12 protein-coding genes and 1 pseudogene are annotated in these 16084 nt (G+C 74.4%); 10 read left to right on the top strand and 3 right to left on the bottom strand.

Features of this window, described 5'->3' with window-relative positions; genetic code table 11:
* Window positions 1-60: 60 nt before the first annotated feature.
* The gene (locus tag CRP52_RS15600; protein ID WP_097236954.1) at window positions 61-1401 is read right to left on the bottom strand and encodes an MATE family efflux transporter; all 1341 of its coding nucleotides are present in this window, start codon (window positions 1399-1401) and stop codon (window positions 61-63) included.
* Window positions 1402-1853: 452 nt separating this feature from the next.
* Here CRP52_RS15600 and dnaB point away from each other — a divergent pair, with 452 nt between their 5' ends.
* Window positions 1854-3506 (top strand): replicative DNA helicase, encoded by a 1653-nt coding sequence (gene dnaB, locus CRP52_RS15605; RefSeq protein ID WP_218893092.1) that lies wholly within the window; start codon window positions 1854-1856, stop codon window positions 3504-3506.
* A gap of 37 nt (window positions 3507-3543) precedes the next feature.
* Here the strand turns inward: dnaB and CRP52_RS15610 are convergent, their stop codons facing one another.
* The gene (locus CRP52_RS15610; RefSeq protein ID WP_097236955.1) at window positions 3544-4764 is read right to left on the bottom strand and encodes a GNAT family N-acetyltransferase; all 1221 of its coding nucleotides are present in this window, start codon (window positions 4762-4764) and stop codon (window positions 3544-3546) included.
* Window positions 4765-4885: 121 nt separating this feature from the next.
* Window positions 4886-6064 (bottom strand): mannose-6-phosphate isomerase, class I, encoded by a 1179-nt coding sequence (gene manA, locus CRP52_RS15615; protein WP_097236956.1) that lies wholly within the window; start codon window positions 6062-6064, stop codon window positions 4886-4888.
* 329 nt (window positions 6065-6393) lie between these two features.
* Between manA and CRP52_RS15620 the strand changes: the two genes are divergently transcribed.
* The 9 genes and pseudogenes from CRP52_RS15620 (at window position 6394) to CRP52_RS15660 (ending at window position 16004) form a co-directional block, all read left to right on the top strand.
* Window positions 6394-7155 (top strand): polyprenol monophosphomannose synthase, encoded by a 762-nt coding sequence (locus CRP52_RS15620; protein WP_097240110.1) that lies wholly within the window; start codon window positions 6394-6396, stop codon window positions 7153-7155.
* A 136-nt stretch (window positions 7156-7291) separates the two neighbouring features.
* Window positions 7292-8248 (top strand): MBL fold metallo-hydrolase, encoded by a 957-nt coding sequence (locus CRP52_RS15625; protein ID WP_179852806.1) that lies wholly within the window; start codon window positions 7292-7294, stop codon window positions 8246-8248.
* 52 nt (window positions 8249-8300) lie between these two features.
* Window positions 8301-9267: pseudogene (locus CRP52_RS15630) on the top strand (NTP transferase domain-containing protein).
* On the top strand, window positions 9264-10472 hold the full coding sequence (locus tag CRP52_RS15635) for a molybdopterin molybdotransferase MoeA (protein WP_257032509.1): 1209 nt from the start codon (window positions 9264-9266) through the stop codon (window positions 10470-10472). The pseudogene CRP52_RS15630 and the gene CRP52_RS15635 overlap by 4 nt, the downstream one beginning before the upstream one ends.
* 14 nt (window positions 10473-10486) lie before the next feature.
* Window positions 10487-11524 (top strand): potassium channel family protein, encoded by a 1038-nt coding sequence (locus CRP52_RS15640; RefSeq protein WP_097240112.1) that lies wholly within the window; start codon window positions 10487-10489, stop codon window positions 11522-11524.
* Between the two features lie 49 nt (window positions 11525-11573).
* A complete protein-coding gene (locus CRP52_RS15645; RefSeq protein ID WP_097236958.1) occupies window positions 11574-12551 on the top strand; it encodes an NAD(P)H-quinone oxidoreductase in 978 nt (325 codons plus the stop codon).
* Window positions 12552-12690: 139 nt separating this feature from the next.
* Window positions 12691-13443: a hypothetical protein gene (locus tag CRP52_RS15650; RefSeq protein ID WP_143685752.1), complete on the top strand. Its 753-nt coding sequence runs from the start codon at window positions 12691-12693 to the stop codon at window positions 13441-13443.
* A gap of 240 nt (window positions 13444-13683) precedes the next feature.
* Window positions 13684-14298: a bacterial proteasome activator family protein gene (locus tag CRP52_RS15655; RefSeq protein ID WP_097240113.1), complete on the top strand. Its 615-nt coding sequence runs from the start codon at window positions 13684-13686 to the stop codon at window positions 14296-14298.
* Between the two features lie 278 nt (window positions 14299-14576).
* On the top strand, window positions 14577-16004 hold the full coding sequence (locus CRP52_RS15660; RefSeq protein WP_097236960.1) for a protein kinase domain-containing protein: 1428 nt from the start codon (window positions 14577-14579) through the stop codon (window positions 16002-16004).
* The last annotated feature ends 80 nt before the right edge of the window (window positions 16005-16084 follow it).

Here is a 16084-nt window from a genome sequence, read left to right on the forward strand (position 1 = left end):
GAGGGCCGGACTCCTCCGGGAGTCCGGCCCTCGGTCGTTCCCGGGGGCAGGCACGAGTGTCTACGCGCGCACGGCTCCGGTGACCAGCCACCGGCCGCCGCGGGCCCGCCGTACCAGGAAGGCGGCGCGGACCAGCATGAACAGGTTCATCGCCCACCAGAGCCCGGCCAGCCCGGCGCCGGTGGCCGGCACCGCGAGGGCCGCCGGGGCGAACACCGCCAGGGTCGCCAGCGCCGCCCAGGCCAGGTACGGGCCGTCCCCGGCGCCCATCAGCACCCCGTCCAGCACGAAGACCAGGCCGGCGACCGGCTGGCTGAGCGCGAGCAGCAGCAGCGCGGTGGACAACTGCGAGCGCACGGCCGGATCGGGCGTGAACAGCGGGACGTACAGCGGGCGGGCGACCACCACCAGCACGCCGAGCACCACTCCGGAGCCGATGCCCCACTCGACCATCCGCCGGGTGGCGGCCCTGGCCCCCGGGACGTCCGAGGCGCCCAGGTAGCGGCCGATGATGGCCTGGCCGGCGATCGCGATGGCGTCCAGCGCGAAGGCCAGGAAGCTGAACAGCGTCATGGTGATCTGGTGCGCAGCCACCTGGTCGTCGCCCAGCCGGGCGGCCACCGCGGTGGCGATCATCAGCACCGCGCGCAGGCTGATCGTCCGGACCAGCAGCGGGCCGCCGGCCCGGGCACTGGCCCGAATGCCGGTCGCGTCCGGCCGCAGCGAGGCGCGCTCCCGGCGGGCGCCGCGGACCACCACGACCAGGTAGACGGCGGCCATCCCGGTCTGCGCGATCACGGTGCCCCAGGCGGAGCCGGCCACCCCGAGCCCGGCGCCGTACACCAGTCCGGCGTTCAGGCCGATGTTGGCGGCGAAGCCCGCGACGGCCACCAGCAGGGGCGTCCGGGTGTCCTGGAGCCCGCGCAGCACACCGGTGGCAGCCAGCACCATGAGCATCGCCGGGATCCCCAGCGAGCTGATCCGCAGGTACGTCACGGCGTAGGGCGCCGCAGTCGGGGAGGCGCCCAGCACCTCGGCCACCCCGGGGGCGGCCAGCACGGTCAGCAGCACCACCGGGACGGCCAGGCCGAACGCGAGCCAGATGCCGTCGATGCCCTGCTGCACGGCGCCCCGGCGGTCCCCGGCGCCGATCCGGCGGGCGACCGCCGCGGTGGTGGCGTAGGCGAGGAAGACGAACACCCCGGTCGCGGTGGTGAGCGCGGCGGAGGCGACGCCGACCCCGGCCAGCTGCGGGGTGCCGAGGTGGCCGACGATCGCCGAGTCGGCCATCAGGAAGAGCGGCTCGGCGACCAGGGCGCCGAAGGCCGGGACGGCCAGGGCGAGGATCTCCCGGTCGTGGCGGCGTCCGGCGGGGACGGGGGTCGGGGACGGGGCGGTCATGGGGTCCAGGCTACTCATCCACAGGTAATGGATGTAAGAGGGCTGAGCCCATTACTCGAAATCCTGAGCGGTGTCGTTCGTCCGCTCTGCGCCCACAGCCGTTCGGAGGCGTGTGAAGAATTTCTCATGCACAGGCCTCGGAAGAGGTAATCCCAGGTCAGCAGGTTGACGGTGGGGCGATCGTCGGGTTATCCACAGGGACGTCCACAGGGGTGTCCACAGCTTTGCGGCAGTTCTCCACAGGACGCGGGCGGTCATCCACACCCCCTGTGGATAACCGCCTTGGCGCAAGGGTGTCCGGCGCTTTAGCGTGGGCTCTCCGCCCGACACTCCCACCGCCCCCGGCGTCCGATTTGTCGGAGCCGTGGCGTACAAAGAGGAGCGGATCCGCTCCACCCAGCCACCGGCAAGGCCCGCTCCAACTCGCACCACTCGCTGATCGGGGAACACGCGTGACCGGCCCCCAGTACGACGACCACGACGCCCCGCCGCCGGAGGAGGACTGGCAGACCGCCGAGGATCCCTTCCCGGCCGGCGCCTTCGACGACGCACCCTTCCCGGACGGCCCCGGCGACCGGCTCCCGGTCCCCCGCGGCCGCGGCGGCCAGGGCGGTCAGGGGGGCGGCCAGGGCGGCAACCGCGACGGCAACCGCGACGGCTTCCAGAAGGGCGGCTTCCAGGGCGGCAAGGGCGGCCGCAACGGCTCCGGTCGTGAGGGCGGCCAGCGGGACGGCGGCTGGCAGCGCCGTGGCGAGGGCGACGGCGAGGGCGGCGCGGACGGCTTCGAGCGCGTCCCCCCGCAGGACCTCGCCGCCGAGCAGTCCGTCCTCGGCGGCATGCTGCTCTCCAAGGACGCCATCGCCGACGTGGTCGAGGTGCTCAAGCCCGCCGACTACTACCGGCCCGCGCACGAGCTGATCCACGGCGCGATCCTCGACCTCTACGCCCGCGGCGAGCCGGCCGACCCGATCACCGTGGCCGGCGAGCTGACCAAGCGCGGCGAACTGCAGCGGGTCGGCGGCGCCCCGTACCTGCACACCCTGGTCAACTCCGTCCCGACCGCGGCCAACGCCGAGTACTACGCCCAGATCGTCCACGAGCGCGCGGTGCTGCGCCGCCTCGTCGAGGCCGGCACCCGGATCGCCGGGATGGGCTACGCGGCCGAGGGCGACGTGGACGAGATCGTCAACGCCGCCCAGGCCGAGATCTACGCGGTCACCGAGCAGCGCACCAACGAGGACTACGCCCCGCTCGCCGACATCATGGAGGGCGCCCTCGACGAGATCGAGTCGATCGGCTCCCGCAACGGCCAGATGTCCGGCGTGCCGACCGGCTTCGCCGACTTCGACCAGCTCACCAACGGGCTGCACCCCGGCCAGATGATCGTCATCGCGGCCCGTCCCGCGATGGGCAAGTCCACGCTCGCGCTGGACTTCGCCCGGGCCTGCTCGATCCACCACAAGCTACCGAGCGTGATCTTCTCGCTCGAAATGGGGCGCAACGAGATCGCCATGCGCCTGCTGTCCGCCGAGGCCCGGGTGGCGCTGCACCACATGCGCTCCGGCAGCATGACGGACGACGACTGGACCAGGGTCGCCCGCCGGATGCCGGACGTCAGCGAGGCACCGCTGTTCATCGACGACTCGCCCAACCTGTCGATGATGGAGATCCGCGCCAAGTGCCGCCGGCTCAAGCAGCGCAACGACATCAAGCTGATCGTCATCGACTACCTCCAGCTGATGCAGTCCGGCGGCTCCCGCCGGGCCGAGAACCGCCAGCAGGAGGTCTCGGACATGTCCCGAAACCTCAAGCTGCTGGCCAAGGAGCTGGAAGTCCCCGTCATCGCGCTCTCCCAGCTGAACCGTGGCCCCGAGCAGCGCACCGACAAGCGGCCGATGGTCTCCGACCTGCGCGAGTCCGGCTCGATCGAGCAGGACGCCGACATGGTCATCCTGCTGCACCGCGAGGACGCCTACGAGAAGGAGTCCCCGCGGGCGGGCGAGGCCGACCTGATCGTCGCCAAGCACCGTAACGGTCCCACCGCGACCATCACGGTGGCCTTCCAGGGCCACTACTCGCGCTTCGTCGACATGACCCGGGACTGACCCGGACCAGCGTTTCCGCAGGTCGGGCGGGCCGCCGTCAGAACCAGTGCAGGCAGTGCGGGGGGCGCTCGGCGCGGAAGAGGGCGTCGGCGCGGGCGGCCGCGTCGGGGCGGTGGGCCCGGATGTGGCCGGCCCGCACGAGGGTGCTCGGGGCGGTGCCGCCGAGGTAGATCGTGCCCAGGTCGCGCACGTCCAGGGAGAGGTCGGGCTCCCGGTCCGTCGGGACGAAGTCGGCCTTGCCGTCCCGGACGGTCAGCAGGTGGCGGCCGTGCTCGGCGAGGAACGGGTCGTCGACGTCCAGGACCAGCTCGCCGTCGGTGAGCCAGCCGCGCGCGGTCAGTGCGCGCGGGACGTCCAGCAGCCGCACCCAGAGCCAGTCACGGTGGTCGCTCAGGGATCCGGCGCCGAAGTCCGCGAGCTGCCAGCGCAGCGGGTGCTCGGGCGGGACGTGCTTGAAGACGACCTGGGTGACCAGGTCGTGGCCGAGCGCGAACCGGGCCAGGGCGGTGTGGACCGTGTCGTCGACGGCGATGATCTCGTCCACCGTCAGGGTGTCGCCGTCGCGCGAGTAGCAGGCGTAGCCGTCCGCGGCGCCGTCCGGGTCCCGGTGGACCGCGATGTAGCGCGGGGCCCGGGCGACCGGCGGCTGGCCCGCGCCCAGGGCCCACCAGCGGTGCGGCCGGGAGAGCGCACCGGGCTGGGCACGGCGGTAGCGGTCGTAGACCTGCTCCAGGACCTCGCCGCAGTCGGCCCGCTTCAGTACCTCGACCGAGCCGGCCGCCCCGGCGTCGTCCGCTCCGTGCGCCCGGGGCCGGTCGAAGGCCGCCCGGTGGCGCTGGACCGTCAGCCGCTGGGTGTAGGTCGCCGGTCCGTAGCCGAACCTGCCGTAGATCGTGGCCTCGGAGGCCAGCAGGACGGAGAGGAACTCGCCGCGGGCCCGCAGGTCGGTGAGCTGGTGCCGCTTCATCGCGGTGAGCGCGCCCTGGCGCCGGTGCGAGGGCAGCACGCCGACGTTGCTCACCCCGGCGACCGGGACGACGGCCTCGCCGGGCAGGGTGAGCTCGAAGGCGTGCGAGGTGGCGGTGCCGACGGGCCGTCCGTCCGCAGTGACGGCGAGCAGGCTGCGGTCCATCTCGGTCGCCGCCCACCAGACCCCGCCGCCGTCCTCGTTCGGGGTCTCCGGGACGAACCCGAACGCGGTGTGCAGGGTGTCGACGAAGACGCCGAGGTCCTGGTCGGTCGTGGGACGGATTTCCATTGCTGCCGCAGCCTCCCCTGGATCACGGCACCACGGACCCGCGGCGCCCGCCACAGTGCAGCGGCGAACCGGGGGAGGGGTCAACCGAATTACGGCCGGACCAGGGGAGGTTGACCGCCGGTCAGACGGTGACGGTGGCGCGGAAGAGCGTGGTGCCGCTGCCCGAGAGGCGGGTCGGGGCGCCGGTGGCGGGGAGGAAGGCGGACTGGCCGCGGGCGAGGTCCAGGACGGTGCCGTCGGCGGCGGTCAGCCGGGCGGCGCCCTCCGTGCAGAGCAGGATCTGCGGGGTACGGCCGTCGATCTCGCGCTCCACGCCGTCCAGCGCGAAGCGGGACAGCCGGAACTCGTCGATCGGGACGGGGTAGAGCTCCTCGCCCGGAGTGTCCTCGACCCCGACGGGGGCCATAGGCTCGGGGGCACCGGCCTCGAAGACCACGACCTTCAGCAGCTCCGGCAGGTCTATGTGCTTCGGGGTGAGGCCGGCCCGCAGCACGTTGTCGGAGTTGGCCTGCAGCTCGACGCAGACGCCGGACAGGTAGGCGTGCGGCACCCCGGCGCCCAGGTAGAGCGCCTCGCCGGCCCGCAGCCGGACGTGGTTGAGCAGCATGCCGGCGATCACGCCGCGGTCGTCCGGGAAGTCCTTGGCGATCCGGGCGTACGGGGCGTAGTCACTCTCCGGGAGGGCGCCGGCCAGCGCCTCGACGGTGTGCCGGACGGTGTCCCCGTCCAGGGCGAGGGCCGCGGCCAGGGCGCCGCGCAGCGCCTCCGACTCGTCCTCGACGGCCAGCAGGGCGATCAGCGGGTCGAGCCCGGGCACCGCGAGCCCGGCCAGCAGGGCGGCCGCCTCCGCGGGCCGGCGGAAGCCGCACAGGCCCTCGAACTCGCCCAGCGCGCAGACCATTTCGGGCTTGTGGTTGGCGTCCCGGTAGCTGCGCTCGGGGGCGTCCACGGGGATGCCGAGGGCGTTCTCGGCGGCGAAGCCGGCGCGGGCCTGGTCGAGCGTGGGGTGGGCCTGGATCGACAGCGGGATGCCCGCGGCGAGGACCTTGAAGAGGAACGGCAGGGTCGGGCCGAACCTGGCCACCGAGGCCGCGCCCAGTTCGCCCTCCGGGTCGGCCGCGATCAGGTCGTCCAGTCGGCGCGGGCCGTCCCCGCGGTCGGCGCGGGACGGGTCGCCCGGGTGGGCGCCCATCCACAGCTCGGCCTGCGGTTCACCGGTCGGCTGCTGCCCGAGCAGCTCGGGCAGGGCCGTGAGCGACCCCCAGGCGTACGGGCGGACGGTGTTGAGGAGCCTGTCCATGCGCGCGGTCCTACTCCTTCGCTGACGGGGCGGGTGTGCCGGATCGCCGGGGGCGGGCCCGGCGGTGCTGGCGGTCCGGGCACAGGCAAGGGCATCGACCCTAGCCGAACGGCGTCACCTACGGGGAAACGGTGGGCATCCGGTGGGAGTGCCATGGGCGGACCGGCGGGTCCCGGGCGCGGTAGTAGAATGCCAGGACGCAGAAGTGTCCGCCCTGTGCGCAGTTCTCCACCGTGGTCACCCCGTCGGAGGGCTGCCGGTGGAGCCGCGTTCCGGAGTGCGGGCGACGGTGTTCTGAGATTCCCCGCCATCGGCCGAGAGGTTTGTACGTGACCGTGAACCAGCAGAGTTTTGCTGATCTCGGCAGGGTCCTCGTGATCATCCCGACCTACAACGAGGCGGAGAACGTCGAGCGGATCATCGGCCGGGTCCGCGCCGCGGTGCCCGAGGCCCACGTGCTGGTCGCCGACGACAACAGCCCCGACGGCACCGGCGAGCTGGCCGACAAGCTGGCCGCCGAGGACCCGAACGTGCACGTCATGCACCGCAAGGGCAAGGAAGGCCTGGGCGCGGCCTACCTCGCGGGCTTCCGCTGGGGCATCGACAACGGCTACGACGTCCTGGTCGAGATGGACGCGGACGGCTCGCACCAGCCCGAGGAGCTGGACCGGCTGCTCGGCGCGCTGCGCGGCGCCGACCTGGTCCTGGGCTCGCGCTGGGTACCCGGCGGCCGGGTCGTGAACTGGCCGAAGTCGCGGCTGCTGCTCTCCCGCGGCGGCTCGACCTACTCCCGGCTGATGCTGGGCGTGCCGATCAGGGACGTCACCGGCGGCTACCGCGCGTTCCGCAAGGAGACCCTGCTGGGCCTGGGCATGGACGAGGTCGCCTCCGCCGGGTACTGCTTCCAGGTCGACCTCGCCTGGCGCACCGTGAAGGCCGGGTTCAAGGTCGCCGAGGTGCCGATCACCTTCGTCGAGCGCGAGCTGGGCGCCTCCAAGATGAGCCGCAACATCGTGGTCGAGGCGCTGTGGCGGGTGACCTCCTGGGGTCTGGCCGACCGGCTGGCCCGGCTGCGCGGCGCGAAGCGCTGACCGCCGGCCGTCGGGCCGCGGTGTGACGTGAGCCGGAAGGCGTGCCCGCCGGGCGCGCCTTCCGTCGAATCGGGCACCGGTACTCCCATGCTGTAGGGCGCAGGAAATCCGACCGCCGAGCAGAGGGAGCAAGCCCGTGACGTCGTCCCCGCCCGAGGACAGCGCCGGTGCGGAGCGTGCGGACGCCTCACCCGCCGCGCCCCCGGACGCCGAGCACCAGGCCCGGCCGCTGGAGGTCGCCGTCTTCACCGGGCCCGAGTCGGCCTTCTTCGCCACCTCCACGCTGATCCTCGGCGAGCGGACCGCGATCCTGGTGGATGCCCAGCTGACCCGCAGCGCCGGGCGGGAACTCGCCGAGTGGGTCGCGGGCAAGGGCCGCCGGCTGCTCGCCATCGTGGTCACCCATCAGCACCCGGACCACTACTTCGGCGCCGAGGAGGTGCTGAAGCTCTTCCCCGACGCGCAGCTGCTGGCCGCCCCGGCGGTGGTCGAGGGCATCCTGCGCACCGCCGCCGCCAAGGTCGCCCAGTGGAAGCCGGTGTACGGCGACGACATCCCCGACCACCCGCTGGTCCCCGCCCCGCTGCTGCCGCAGCCGCTCATGCTGGACCGCCAGGTGATCCCCGTCCTGCTGCTCGGCCAGGGCGACTGCGGGAACTCCACCGTCGTCCACGTGCCGAGCATCCGGACCGTGATCGCCGGGGACTTCGCCTACAACGGCACCCACGTCTGGACCGCCGACACCACCCCGGCCCAGCGCACCACCTGGGGGCACAACCTCGGCCGGATCGCCGATCTCGGCGTGGACCGGGTGATCGCCGGGCACCGGGCCCCCGGCCAGGGCGACGACGCCGCCCGGGTGCTGGCTTTCACCGAGGAGTACCTCCGGGACTTCGACCGGCTGCTGGCCGTGCACCCGGACGACCCGGAAGCCCTGGCCACCGCGATGAACGAGCGGTACGGGGAGCTGACCCTGCCGGCCATCCTCGAACTCGGCGCGGAGGCCAACACCGCCCGCGCGGCGGTGCAGCACGAGACCGACGACGCGGAGATCGTGGACGCGGAGATCGTCGAGGACGACCCGGCCGACTGAGGGACGTCGGGGACCGGCCCGGGTCCGCCCCGGCAGGGCCGATACTGGCCGCATGACGCCGTACGACGTGATCGTCCCGGCGGGCGGGGCCGCGCGGCGCCTCGGCGGGGCCGACAAGCCCGGGCTGACCGTCGGCGAGACCACCCTGCTCGACCGGGTGCTCGCCGCCTGCGCGGGCGCCCGCACCACCGTCGTGGTCGGACCGGCCCGGCCGACCGGGCGCACCGGCGTCCACTGGACCAGGGAGCAGCCGCCCGGCGGCGGGCCGGTGGCCGCCGTCGCCGCCGGGCTCGACCTGGTCACCGCGGACACCGTGCTGCTGCTCGCGGCCGACCTGCCGTTCCTGGACCGGCGGACGGTGGAACGGTTGGCCGCCGCCCTGGACGAGGCCGGGCCGGCCGTGGACGCCGCCGTGCTGGTCGACGCCGGCGGGCGCGACCAGCCGCTCGCCGCCGCCTACCGCACCGCGCCGCTGCGCGCCGCCCTGGCCGCCCTCGGCGACCCGGCGGGGCAGCCGCTGCGCCGGCTGGTCGGCGGGCTGCCCCGGCTGCTGGTCGCCGACACCGACAACGTCGCGTACGACTGCGACACCTGGGAGGACCTGGAGCAGGCCAGGGAGCGCGACCGGAGCTGACCCTCACCGCATCCCCCGCGGGTCTGTGAGCGAAACGACGCGCCCCGCACACGGGGTGAGCACCTCCGGGTAACCGCCGATCAGGCAGCATGGGCGCATGGAGCGCACGCTGGATGACTGGATCGCCGAGGTCAAGGCCGACCTGGGCATCGACCTGGACGTGGACGTTCGAGGTCTGCTCGACACGGCCCGGGTGGTCGCGCACGGGGTGGCCCGGCCGGCCGCGCCGCTGACCGCCTTCCTGATCGGCTACGCGGCCGCCCAGCAGGGCGGCGGCGCCCAGGCCGTCGCCGAGGCCGCCCGCCGGACCGAGGCGCTGGCCGAGAGGTGGGGCGCCGGCGGTCCGGCCGCTGCGGACGCGCAGCAGCGGCCGGGCGAGCGGTGAGCGCGGTCGGGCAGACCACCGTGGCCGCCCCGACCACCGGCCCCGGCGTGCTGAGCTGGCCCCGGGCCCGGGAGGCCGCCCGCCGGGCCGGGCTGCGCCCGCTGCCCGCGGTCGCGCTGGCGCCGGTCGAGGCCCTGGGCCACACCCTCGCCGAGCCGCTGGGTGCGCTGATCGACCTGCCCGCCTTCGACACCTCCGCGATGGACGGCTGGGCGGTCGCCGGGCCCGGCCCGTGGCGGGTCACCGGGCGGCTGCTGGCCGGGCCGGCCGAGCCGGCGCCGCTGGCCGACGGCACCGCGGTGGAGATCGCCACCGGTGCCCAACTGCCGCCCGGTGCCACCGCCGTGCTGCGCCGCGAGCACGGGCGGGCGGACGGCACGCTGCTGCACGACCGCGGACCGTGCCCGTTGACCACCGGCCAGGACGTCCGTCCGCGCGGCCAGGAGTGCCGCCGGGGCGAGGAGTTGCTGCCGGCCGGCGTGCCGGTCGGGCCGGCCGTGCTCGGCCTGGCCGCCGCCTGCGGCCACGACTGGCTGCTGGTACACCGCCGCCCGGTCGTCCAACTGCTCGTCCTGGGGGATGAGTTGCTGGCCTCCGGGATCCCCGGGCCGGGCCTGGTGCGGGACGCGCTGGGGCCGCTGCTGCCGCCCTGGCTGCAGGCGGCCGGCGCCGAGGTGGCCGAAGTGCGGTACGTCCGCGACGACTTCGGGCTGCTCCGGGACGCGCTGCGGCACTCCACCGCGGACGTCGTGGTCACCACCGGCGGAACGGCCGCCGGGCCGGTCGACTTCCTGCACCGGGCGCTCGCCGAGGCCGGTGCCCGGCTGGTGGTGGACGGTGTCGCGGTCCGGCCCGGGCACCCGATGCTGCTGGCCGAACTCCCCGGCGGGCGCCACCTGGTCGGCCTGCCGGGCAACCCGCTCGCCGCCGTCGCCGGGACGGTCACGCTCGCCCTTCCGCTGCTGCACGCCCGCAGCGGACGGGCCGTCGGCGCCCCCGCTCTCGCGCCCGCCGCGGCGGCGCTGCCCGGGCACCCGTCGGACACCCGGCTGCAGCCGGTCCGGCGGACGGCCGCGGGCGTCGTGCCGCTCGCCTTCGACGGGCCGGCGATGCTGCGCGGACTCGCCCGGGCCGAGGCGCTGGCCGTGGTCCCGCCCGGCGGGGCGGCGCCGGGGGAGACGGTCGAGCTGCTGGAGGTGCCGTGAGCGAGCGCGGCCGGCTGCGGCGTGCCTCGGCGCCGGGGACCGAGCCGTGGGCGGACGCCGGGATCGTGCTGCCGGCCCGCCGGGCCGAGCCCGCGGTGCGGCAGGTCGGCTCGCGGCTGCTGCTGGCGCTCGCCGTCCTGGTCGCCACCACGCTGATCGTCTACGTCGACCGGGACGGCTACAACGACAACGCCGGGGGCGGGCTCAGCTTCCTGGACGCGGCGTACTACGCCACCGTGACGCTCTCCACCACCGGGTACGGGGACATCACCCCGTTCAGCGACAGTGCCCGGCTCGGCAACATCTTCCTGATCACCCCGCTGCGCGTGGTGTTCCTGATCATCCTGGTCGGTACCACCCTGGAGGTGCTCACCGAACGGACTCGCCTGCAATGGCGGTTGAACCGCTGGAGGTCCACCGTGCGCGAGCACACCGTCGTCATCGGGTACGGGACGAAGGGCCGCAGTGCCATCGACACCCTGCTCGGCCAGGGGGTGAAGAAGGAGGAGATCGTCGTCGTCGACCCACAGCGCAAGGTGGTCGACCAGGCCGCGCAGCACGGCCTGGTCGGGGTGGTCGGCGACGCCACCCGCACCGACACGCTGATGCGGGCCGCCCTGCCCACGGCGGCCCGGGTGGTGGTCGCGCCGGAACGCGACGACACCGCCGTCCTGATCACGCTGACGGCACGCCAGTTGAACAAGGGCGCCACCGTGGTCGCCGCCGTGCGGGAGGACGAGAACGCGCCGCTGCTGCGGCAGAGCGGCGCCGACGTCGTGGTCACCAGCTCCAGTTCGGCCGGGCGGCTGCTCGGGCTGTCGATGCTCAGCCCGCACGCCGGGGCGGTGATGGAGAACCTGCTGACGTACGGCACCGGGCTGGACGTGGTGGAGCGCCCGGTCACCCGCTCCGAGGCCGGGCACGGTCCGCGCGAGTGCGAGGACCTGGTGGTCGCGGTGGTCCGGGGCCGACGGGTGATCAACTACGCCGAGCCGGAGGCCGCCGTGCTGCAGCTCACCGACCGGGTGATCGTCATCAAGTCGACCGGCTGATGCGGGCCCTGCCCCTCGCACGGCCCTGACGGGCAGTAGGTTCGGAGCCATGTATGCGATGACGATTCCCGTACCCGGCGGCCCCGAGGCCCTGGTCTGGGCCGAGGTTCCCGATCCGGTGCCCGGCGAGGGCGAGGTCCTGGTCGAGGTGGCGGCCACCGCCGTCAACCGTGCCGACCTGCTCCAGCGGCAGGGCTTCTACAACCCGCCGCTCGGCTCCTCGCCGTACCCGGGGCTGGAGTGCGCCGGGCGGATCGTCGCCCTCGGGCCGGGCGTGTCCGGCTGGGCGGTCGGCGACGAGGTGTGCGCCCTGCTGGCCGGCGGCGGCTACGCGCAGCGGGTCGCGGTACCGACCGGGCAGCTGCTGCCGGTGCCCGCGGGGCTGTCCGTCGAGCAGGCCGCGGCGCTGCCGGAGGTCGCCTGCACGGTGTGGTCCAACGTCTTCCTCACCGCGCACCTGCGGCCCGGCGAGACCGTCCTGCTGCACGGCGGCGCGAGCGGCATCGGGACCATGGCGATCCAGCTGGCCAAGGCGGTCGGGGCGCGGGTCGCGGTCACCGCGGGCAGCGCCGAGAAGCTCGCCCGGTGCACCGAGCTGGGCGCGGACATCGCGATCGACTACCGGAAGCAGGACTTCGTCGAGGCGATCGGGGAGGCCACCGGCGGGGCCGGGGCGGACGTGATCCTGGACATCATGGGGGCCAAGTACCTGCAGCGGAACGTGGACGCGCTGGCGGTCAACGGGCGGCTGGTGATCATCGGGCTGCAGGGCGGGGTGAAGGGCGAGCTCGACCTCAACGCGCTGCTGCGCAAGCGCGCCGCGGTGATCGCCACCAATCTGCGCGGGCGGCCGCTCGCCGAGAAGGCGGCGATCGTGGCGGCGGTGCGGGAGCACGTGTGGCCGCTGGTCGAGTCGGGGGTGGTGAAGCCGGTGGTGGACCGGGTGCTGCCGCTGACGGACGCGGGCGAGGGACACCGGGTGCTGGAGGCCGGGGAGCAGGTCGGGAAGGTCGTGCTGCGGGCCTGAGGCCGGACAGGCCGTGGTCGCGGCCGGTGAGGCGAGTGTCCGAAATGCCTGGATTGCCGGATCGTGCGAGGCTGGTCCGGAGCTGTCCCGCCGCCGACCCCGCCCCCGGGCGCGGCCGGCCGTCGGAAGGACTCCGACCGTGGCTGCATCACCGCACGCACTCCTCGGACCGCTGCCCGCGGCGCCGCACCGCCGTCGTACCCGATGCCTCCCGTCCGGGGGCCGTGCCCGCCGGCTGATCGCGGCGGCCGTGCTGGGACTCACGCTCCCGCTGGCCGCCGCCACGGCGGCGGTGGCACTGCCGGGGCCCTCGGCCGGGGTGTCGCCCCAGCCCTCCCCGTGGGCGGTCCCGTCCCCGGCCGCGTCGTCCTGGTTCCCGTCGCCGTCGCCCTCCTCCTCGGTCGGGACGGAGACGGAAGCGTCCGTCGCTCCGAGTGCCGAGGCGGGTGCGGAGCCGACGGCCGCGGCCTCCACGGCGGCGCACCCGCCCGCGGCCGCGCCGCCGCAGCGCCCGGTGCCCCGCCCGTACGTGGACGGCGGCTTCCCGCCGGCGCACCGGCACCGCCCGGCCTCGCTGCCGGAGCGCCCCGACGCCGCCGTGGAACAGGCCCCGGACCAGGTTCCCGACCGGACCGTCGACCAGGCGCCCGAGCAGGCCGCCGACCAGAGCGTCGAGGCCGACCGGCCGCATGCCGACCCGTCCGCCCCGGACCCGGCGGCCCCCGGAGACGCCGTCGCCGGTGCACCGGCCAGCGTCGCGGCGGGCACCGCGCCCCTGGTCTTCCCGGCCCGCTGGCAGGACGCCTCCACGACCCAGCTGCCGCTGGGCGTCGGCCTGGGGCTGATCGGCTGCGGCCTGGGCCTGGTGGGCCTGCGGCTGCGGAAGGGCTGAGCCGGGACGGCAGGGCCGGGCACGGCAGAGAAGTGGAGGCCCGGTGCGGGTCGTGGGGCCGTACCGGCGAGGGACCGTGCGGGTTCCGGTGGCGGCGGTCGCTCGGCGGGGCGCGGGATCTGAGTACCCGTACGGATTCCCGCGCCGCGCCTGGAGGCGTACCTTCGTCACGGGTGGCGCAGGCCGGCGGGACGAACGGGGGTTCCGCCCGACCAACCCCAGTGAGAGAGAATGTTGTTCATGACGAATCCGATGAACGAGCGCTCGTCGCAGGAGCCGTACCAGGCCGCCGGCGGGCAGTCGCACGACGGCCAGAAGGTGCTGATCGTCGGACCGGACGGGCTGCCCGTGGGCCAGGGCTTCGCCGGTCCGATGGGTGAAGAGGACGACGAGGCCGATGCGCCGCGTGAGCTCCCGGTGACCGAGATGGTCGAGCAGCCCGCCAAGGTCATGCGCATCGGCAGCATGATCAAGCAGCTGCTGGAGGAGGTCCGGGCGGCGCCCCTCGACGAGGCGAGCCGGGTGCGGCTGAAGGACATCCACGCGAGCTCGATCAAGGAACTCGAACTCGGCCTGGCGCCGGAACTGGTCGCCGAACTGGAGCGGCTCTCGCTGCCGTTCACCGAGGACACCATTCCGACCGAGGCCGAGCTGCGGATCGCCCAGGCCCAGCTGGTGGGCTGGCTGGAGGGCCTGTTCCACGGCATCCAGACCGCGCTGTTCGCCCAGCAGATGGCGGCGCGGGCCCAGCTGGAGCAGATGCGGCGGGCGCTGCCGCCCGGTCTGCACGGCGGCGACCAGGACGAGGACGAGCCCGGCCAGGGCCGCGGAATCCGCTCCGGCCCGTACCTGTAGCCACACCGGGCGGCGGGGACGGGCGGCCGCCCGACCGGACGTACCACGACGATCCGCCCCGGGCCGCGCCGCCGCGATCCGGTGCCGGCGGCCCGGGGCCAGGATCGGCCCTGGGCCGATCACCGTCGGCGCGAGCCGATACCCTGACCCCTGTCGCAGGCCGGTCGAGCCGCCGCGACAGGGGTCCGCCAGGCCCGCGGGCCGGGCCCACCACGCACGGACGAGACCGAACGTCACGGCGGCGGCAGCACGGCCGCGCCGAGGGGGAGCAGAGGACCATGAGCGAGCACGGCAACGCGGCGGTCGAGGGCTTCTCCCTGGGCAACGGCCGCTATGTGCTGCAGCGGCTGCTGGGCGAGGGCGGCATGGCCTCCGTGCACCTCGCCTACGACAGCGTGCTGGACCGGCAGGTCGCGCTGAAGAGCATGCACAGCGAGCTGGGCCGGGACGACTCGTTCAAGGAGCGGTTCCGCCGCGAGGCCCAGGCGGTGGCCCGGCTGGAGCACCCGAACATCGTCACGGTGTACGACAGCGGCGAGGACATCGCCCCGGACGGCTCCAGCACGCCGTACATCGTCATGCAGCTGATCGACGGCCAGGGCCTGCGCGAGGCGATCAACGAGGCGATCGGCCAGTACGGCGCGATGCCGACCGAGGCGGCCCTGCGGGTCACCGTCGGCGTGCTGAACGCGCTGGAGGCCTCGCACGACATGGGCCTGGTGCACCGCGACATCAAGCCCGGCAACGTCATGTTCGACCGCAAGGGCAATGTCAAGGTCATGGACTTCGGCATCGCCCGGGCGCTGGAATCCGGCGTCACCTCGATGACGCAGACCGGCATGGTGGTCGGCACCCCGCAGTACCTCTCGCCCGAGCAGGCGCTCGGCAAGCCGGTCGACGCCCGCTCCGACCTCTACTCGGTCGGCGTGATGCTCTTCGAGATGCTCACCGGGCAGCTCGTCTTCGACGGCGACTCGGCGTTCTCGATCGCCTACAAGCACGTCCAGGAGGAGCCGCCGGCGCCCTCCACCGTCAACCGCTCGATCACCCCCGAGGTGGACGCCTTCGTCGCCCAGGCGCTGCGCAAGGACCCGGCGCACCGCTTCCAGAGCGCGGCGGCGATGCGGGACGAGGCGGAGCGGCTGATCGAGGCCGCCAAGGGCGGCGGCAGCGGGCACAAGCTCCAGGCCAGCACCCCGCTGGTGATCAACGAGGGCCCGCGCTCGGTGCACGCCGCCCCGCAGGCCCCGCAGACGCCGCAGCCGCAGTACCCCCAGCAGGGCGGGCAGCCGCAGCCGCAGTACCAGACCCCGCCGCCCGCGTACCGTACGCCGCCGCCGACCCCGCAGCCGCAGTACCTCCAGCAGGGCGGGCAGCCGCAGCCGCAGTACCAGACCCCGCCGCCGGCCTACCGGACGCCGCCGCCGGCCCCGCACACCCCGCACCCCTTCCCGCAGCAGCAGCCGATGCCGCAGCCGATGCCGCCGTACCAGCAGCCGAAGGCGCCCAGCGGCGGCGGCTGCTCGACCGCGGTGGTCGTGGTCGGGATCATCATCGGCGTGCTCGTGCTGGCCGGCATCATCATCGCGATCGTGGTCAACAACGCGGACAAGAAGACCAACGGCAAGTTCAGTCACGCCGGCGGCGAGCGCCCCGCCGACGTGCGCGTACTCGACCTCCCGGCCGACCGGAACGGCCTGGTCTGACGTCCTCCGGCCGGTTCGCGGGTGCCACGGTCGCGCCGGGAAGCGGTAGCGTTCGGGGATACGTAAGCGACAGGGCACCG

This window comes from Streptomyces sp. 1331.2, assembly GCF_900199205.1.
Taxonomy (GTDB): Bacteria; Actinomycetota; Actinomycetes; order Streptomycetales; family Streptomycetaceae; genus Kitasatospora.

What these genes read in the sequence shown, in the direction of transcription:
- CRP52_RS15600 (WP_097236954.1), bottom strand. Translation starts at nt 1,401, where the DNA reads ATGACCGCCCCGTCCCCGACCCCCGTCCCCGCCGGACGCCGCCACGAC.
- CRP52_RS15610 (WP_097236955.1), bottom strand. Translation starts at nt 4,764, where the DNA reads ATGGAAATCCGTCCCACGACCGACCAGGACCTCGGCGTCTTCGTCGAC.
- manA (WP_097236956.1), bottom strand. Translation starts at nt 6,064, where the DNA reads ATGGACAGGCTCCTCAACACCGTCCGCCCGTACGCCTGGGGGTCGCTC.
- CRP52_RS15645 (WP_097236958.1), top strand. Translation starts at nt 11,574, where the DNA reads ATGTATGCGATGACGATTCCCGTACCCGGCGGCCCCGAGGCCCTGGTC.
- CRP52_RS15655 (WP_097240113.1), top strand. Translation starts at nt 13,684, where the DNA reads ATGACGAATCCGATGAACGAGCGCTCGTCGCAGGAGCCGTACCAGGCC.
- CRP52_RS15660 (WP_097236960.1), top strand. Translation starts at nt 14,577, where the DNA reads ATGAGCGAGCACGGCAACGCGGCGGTCGAGGGCTTCTCCCTGGGCAAC.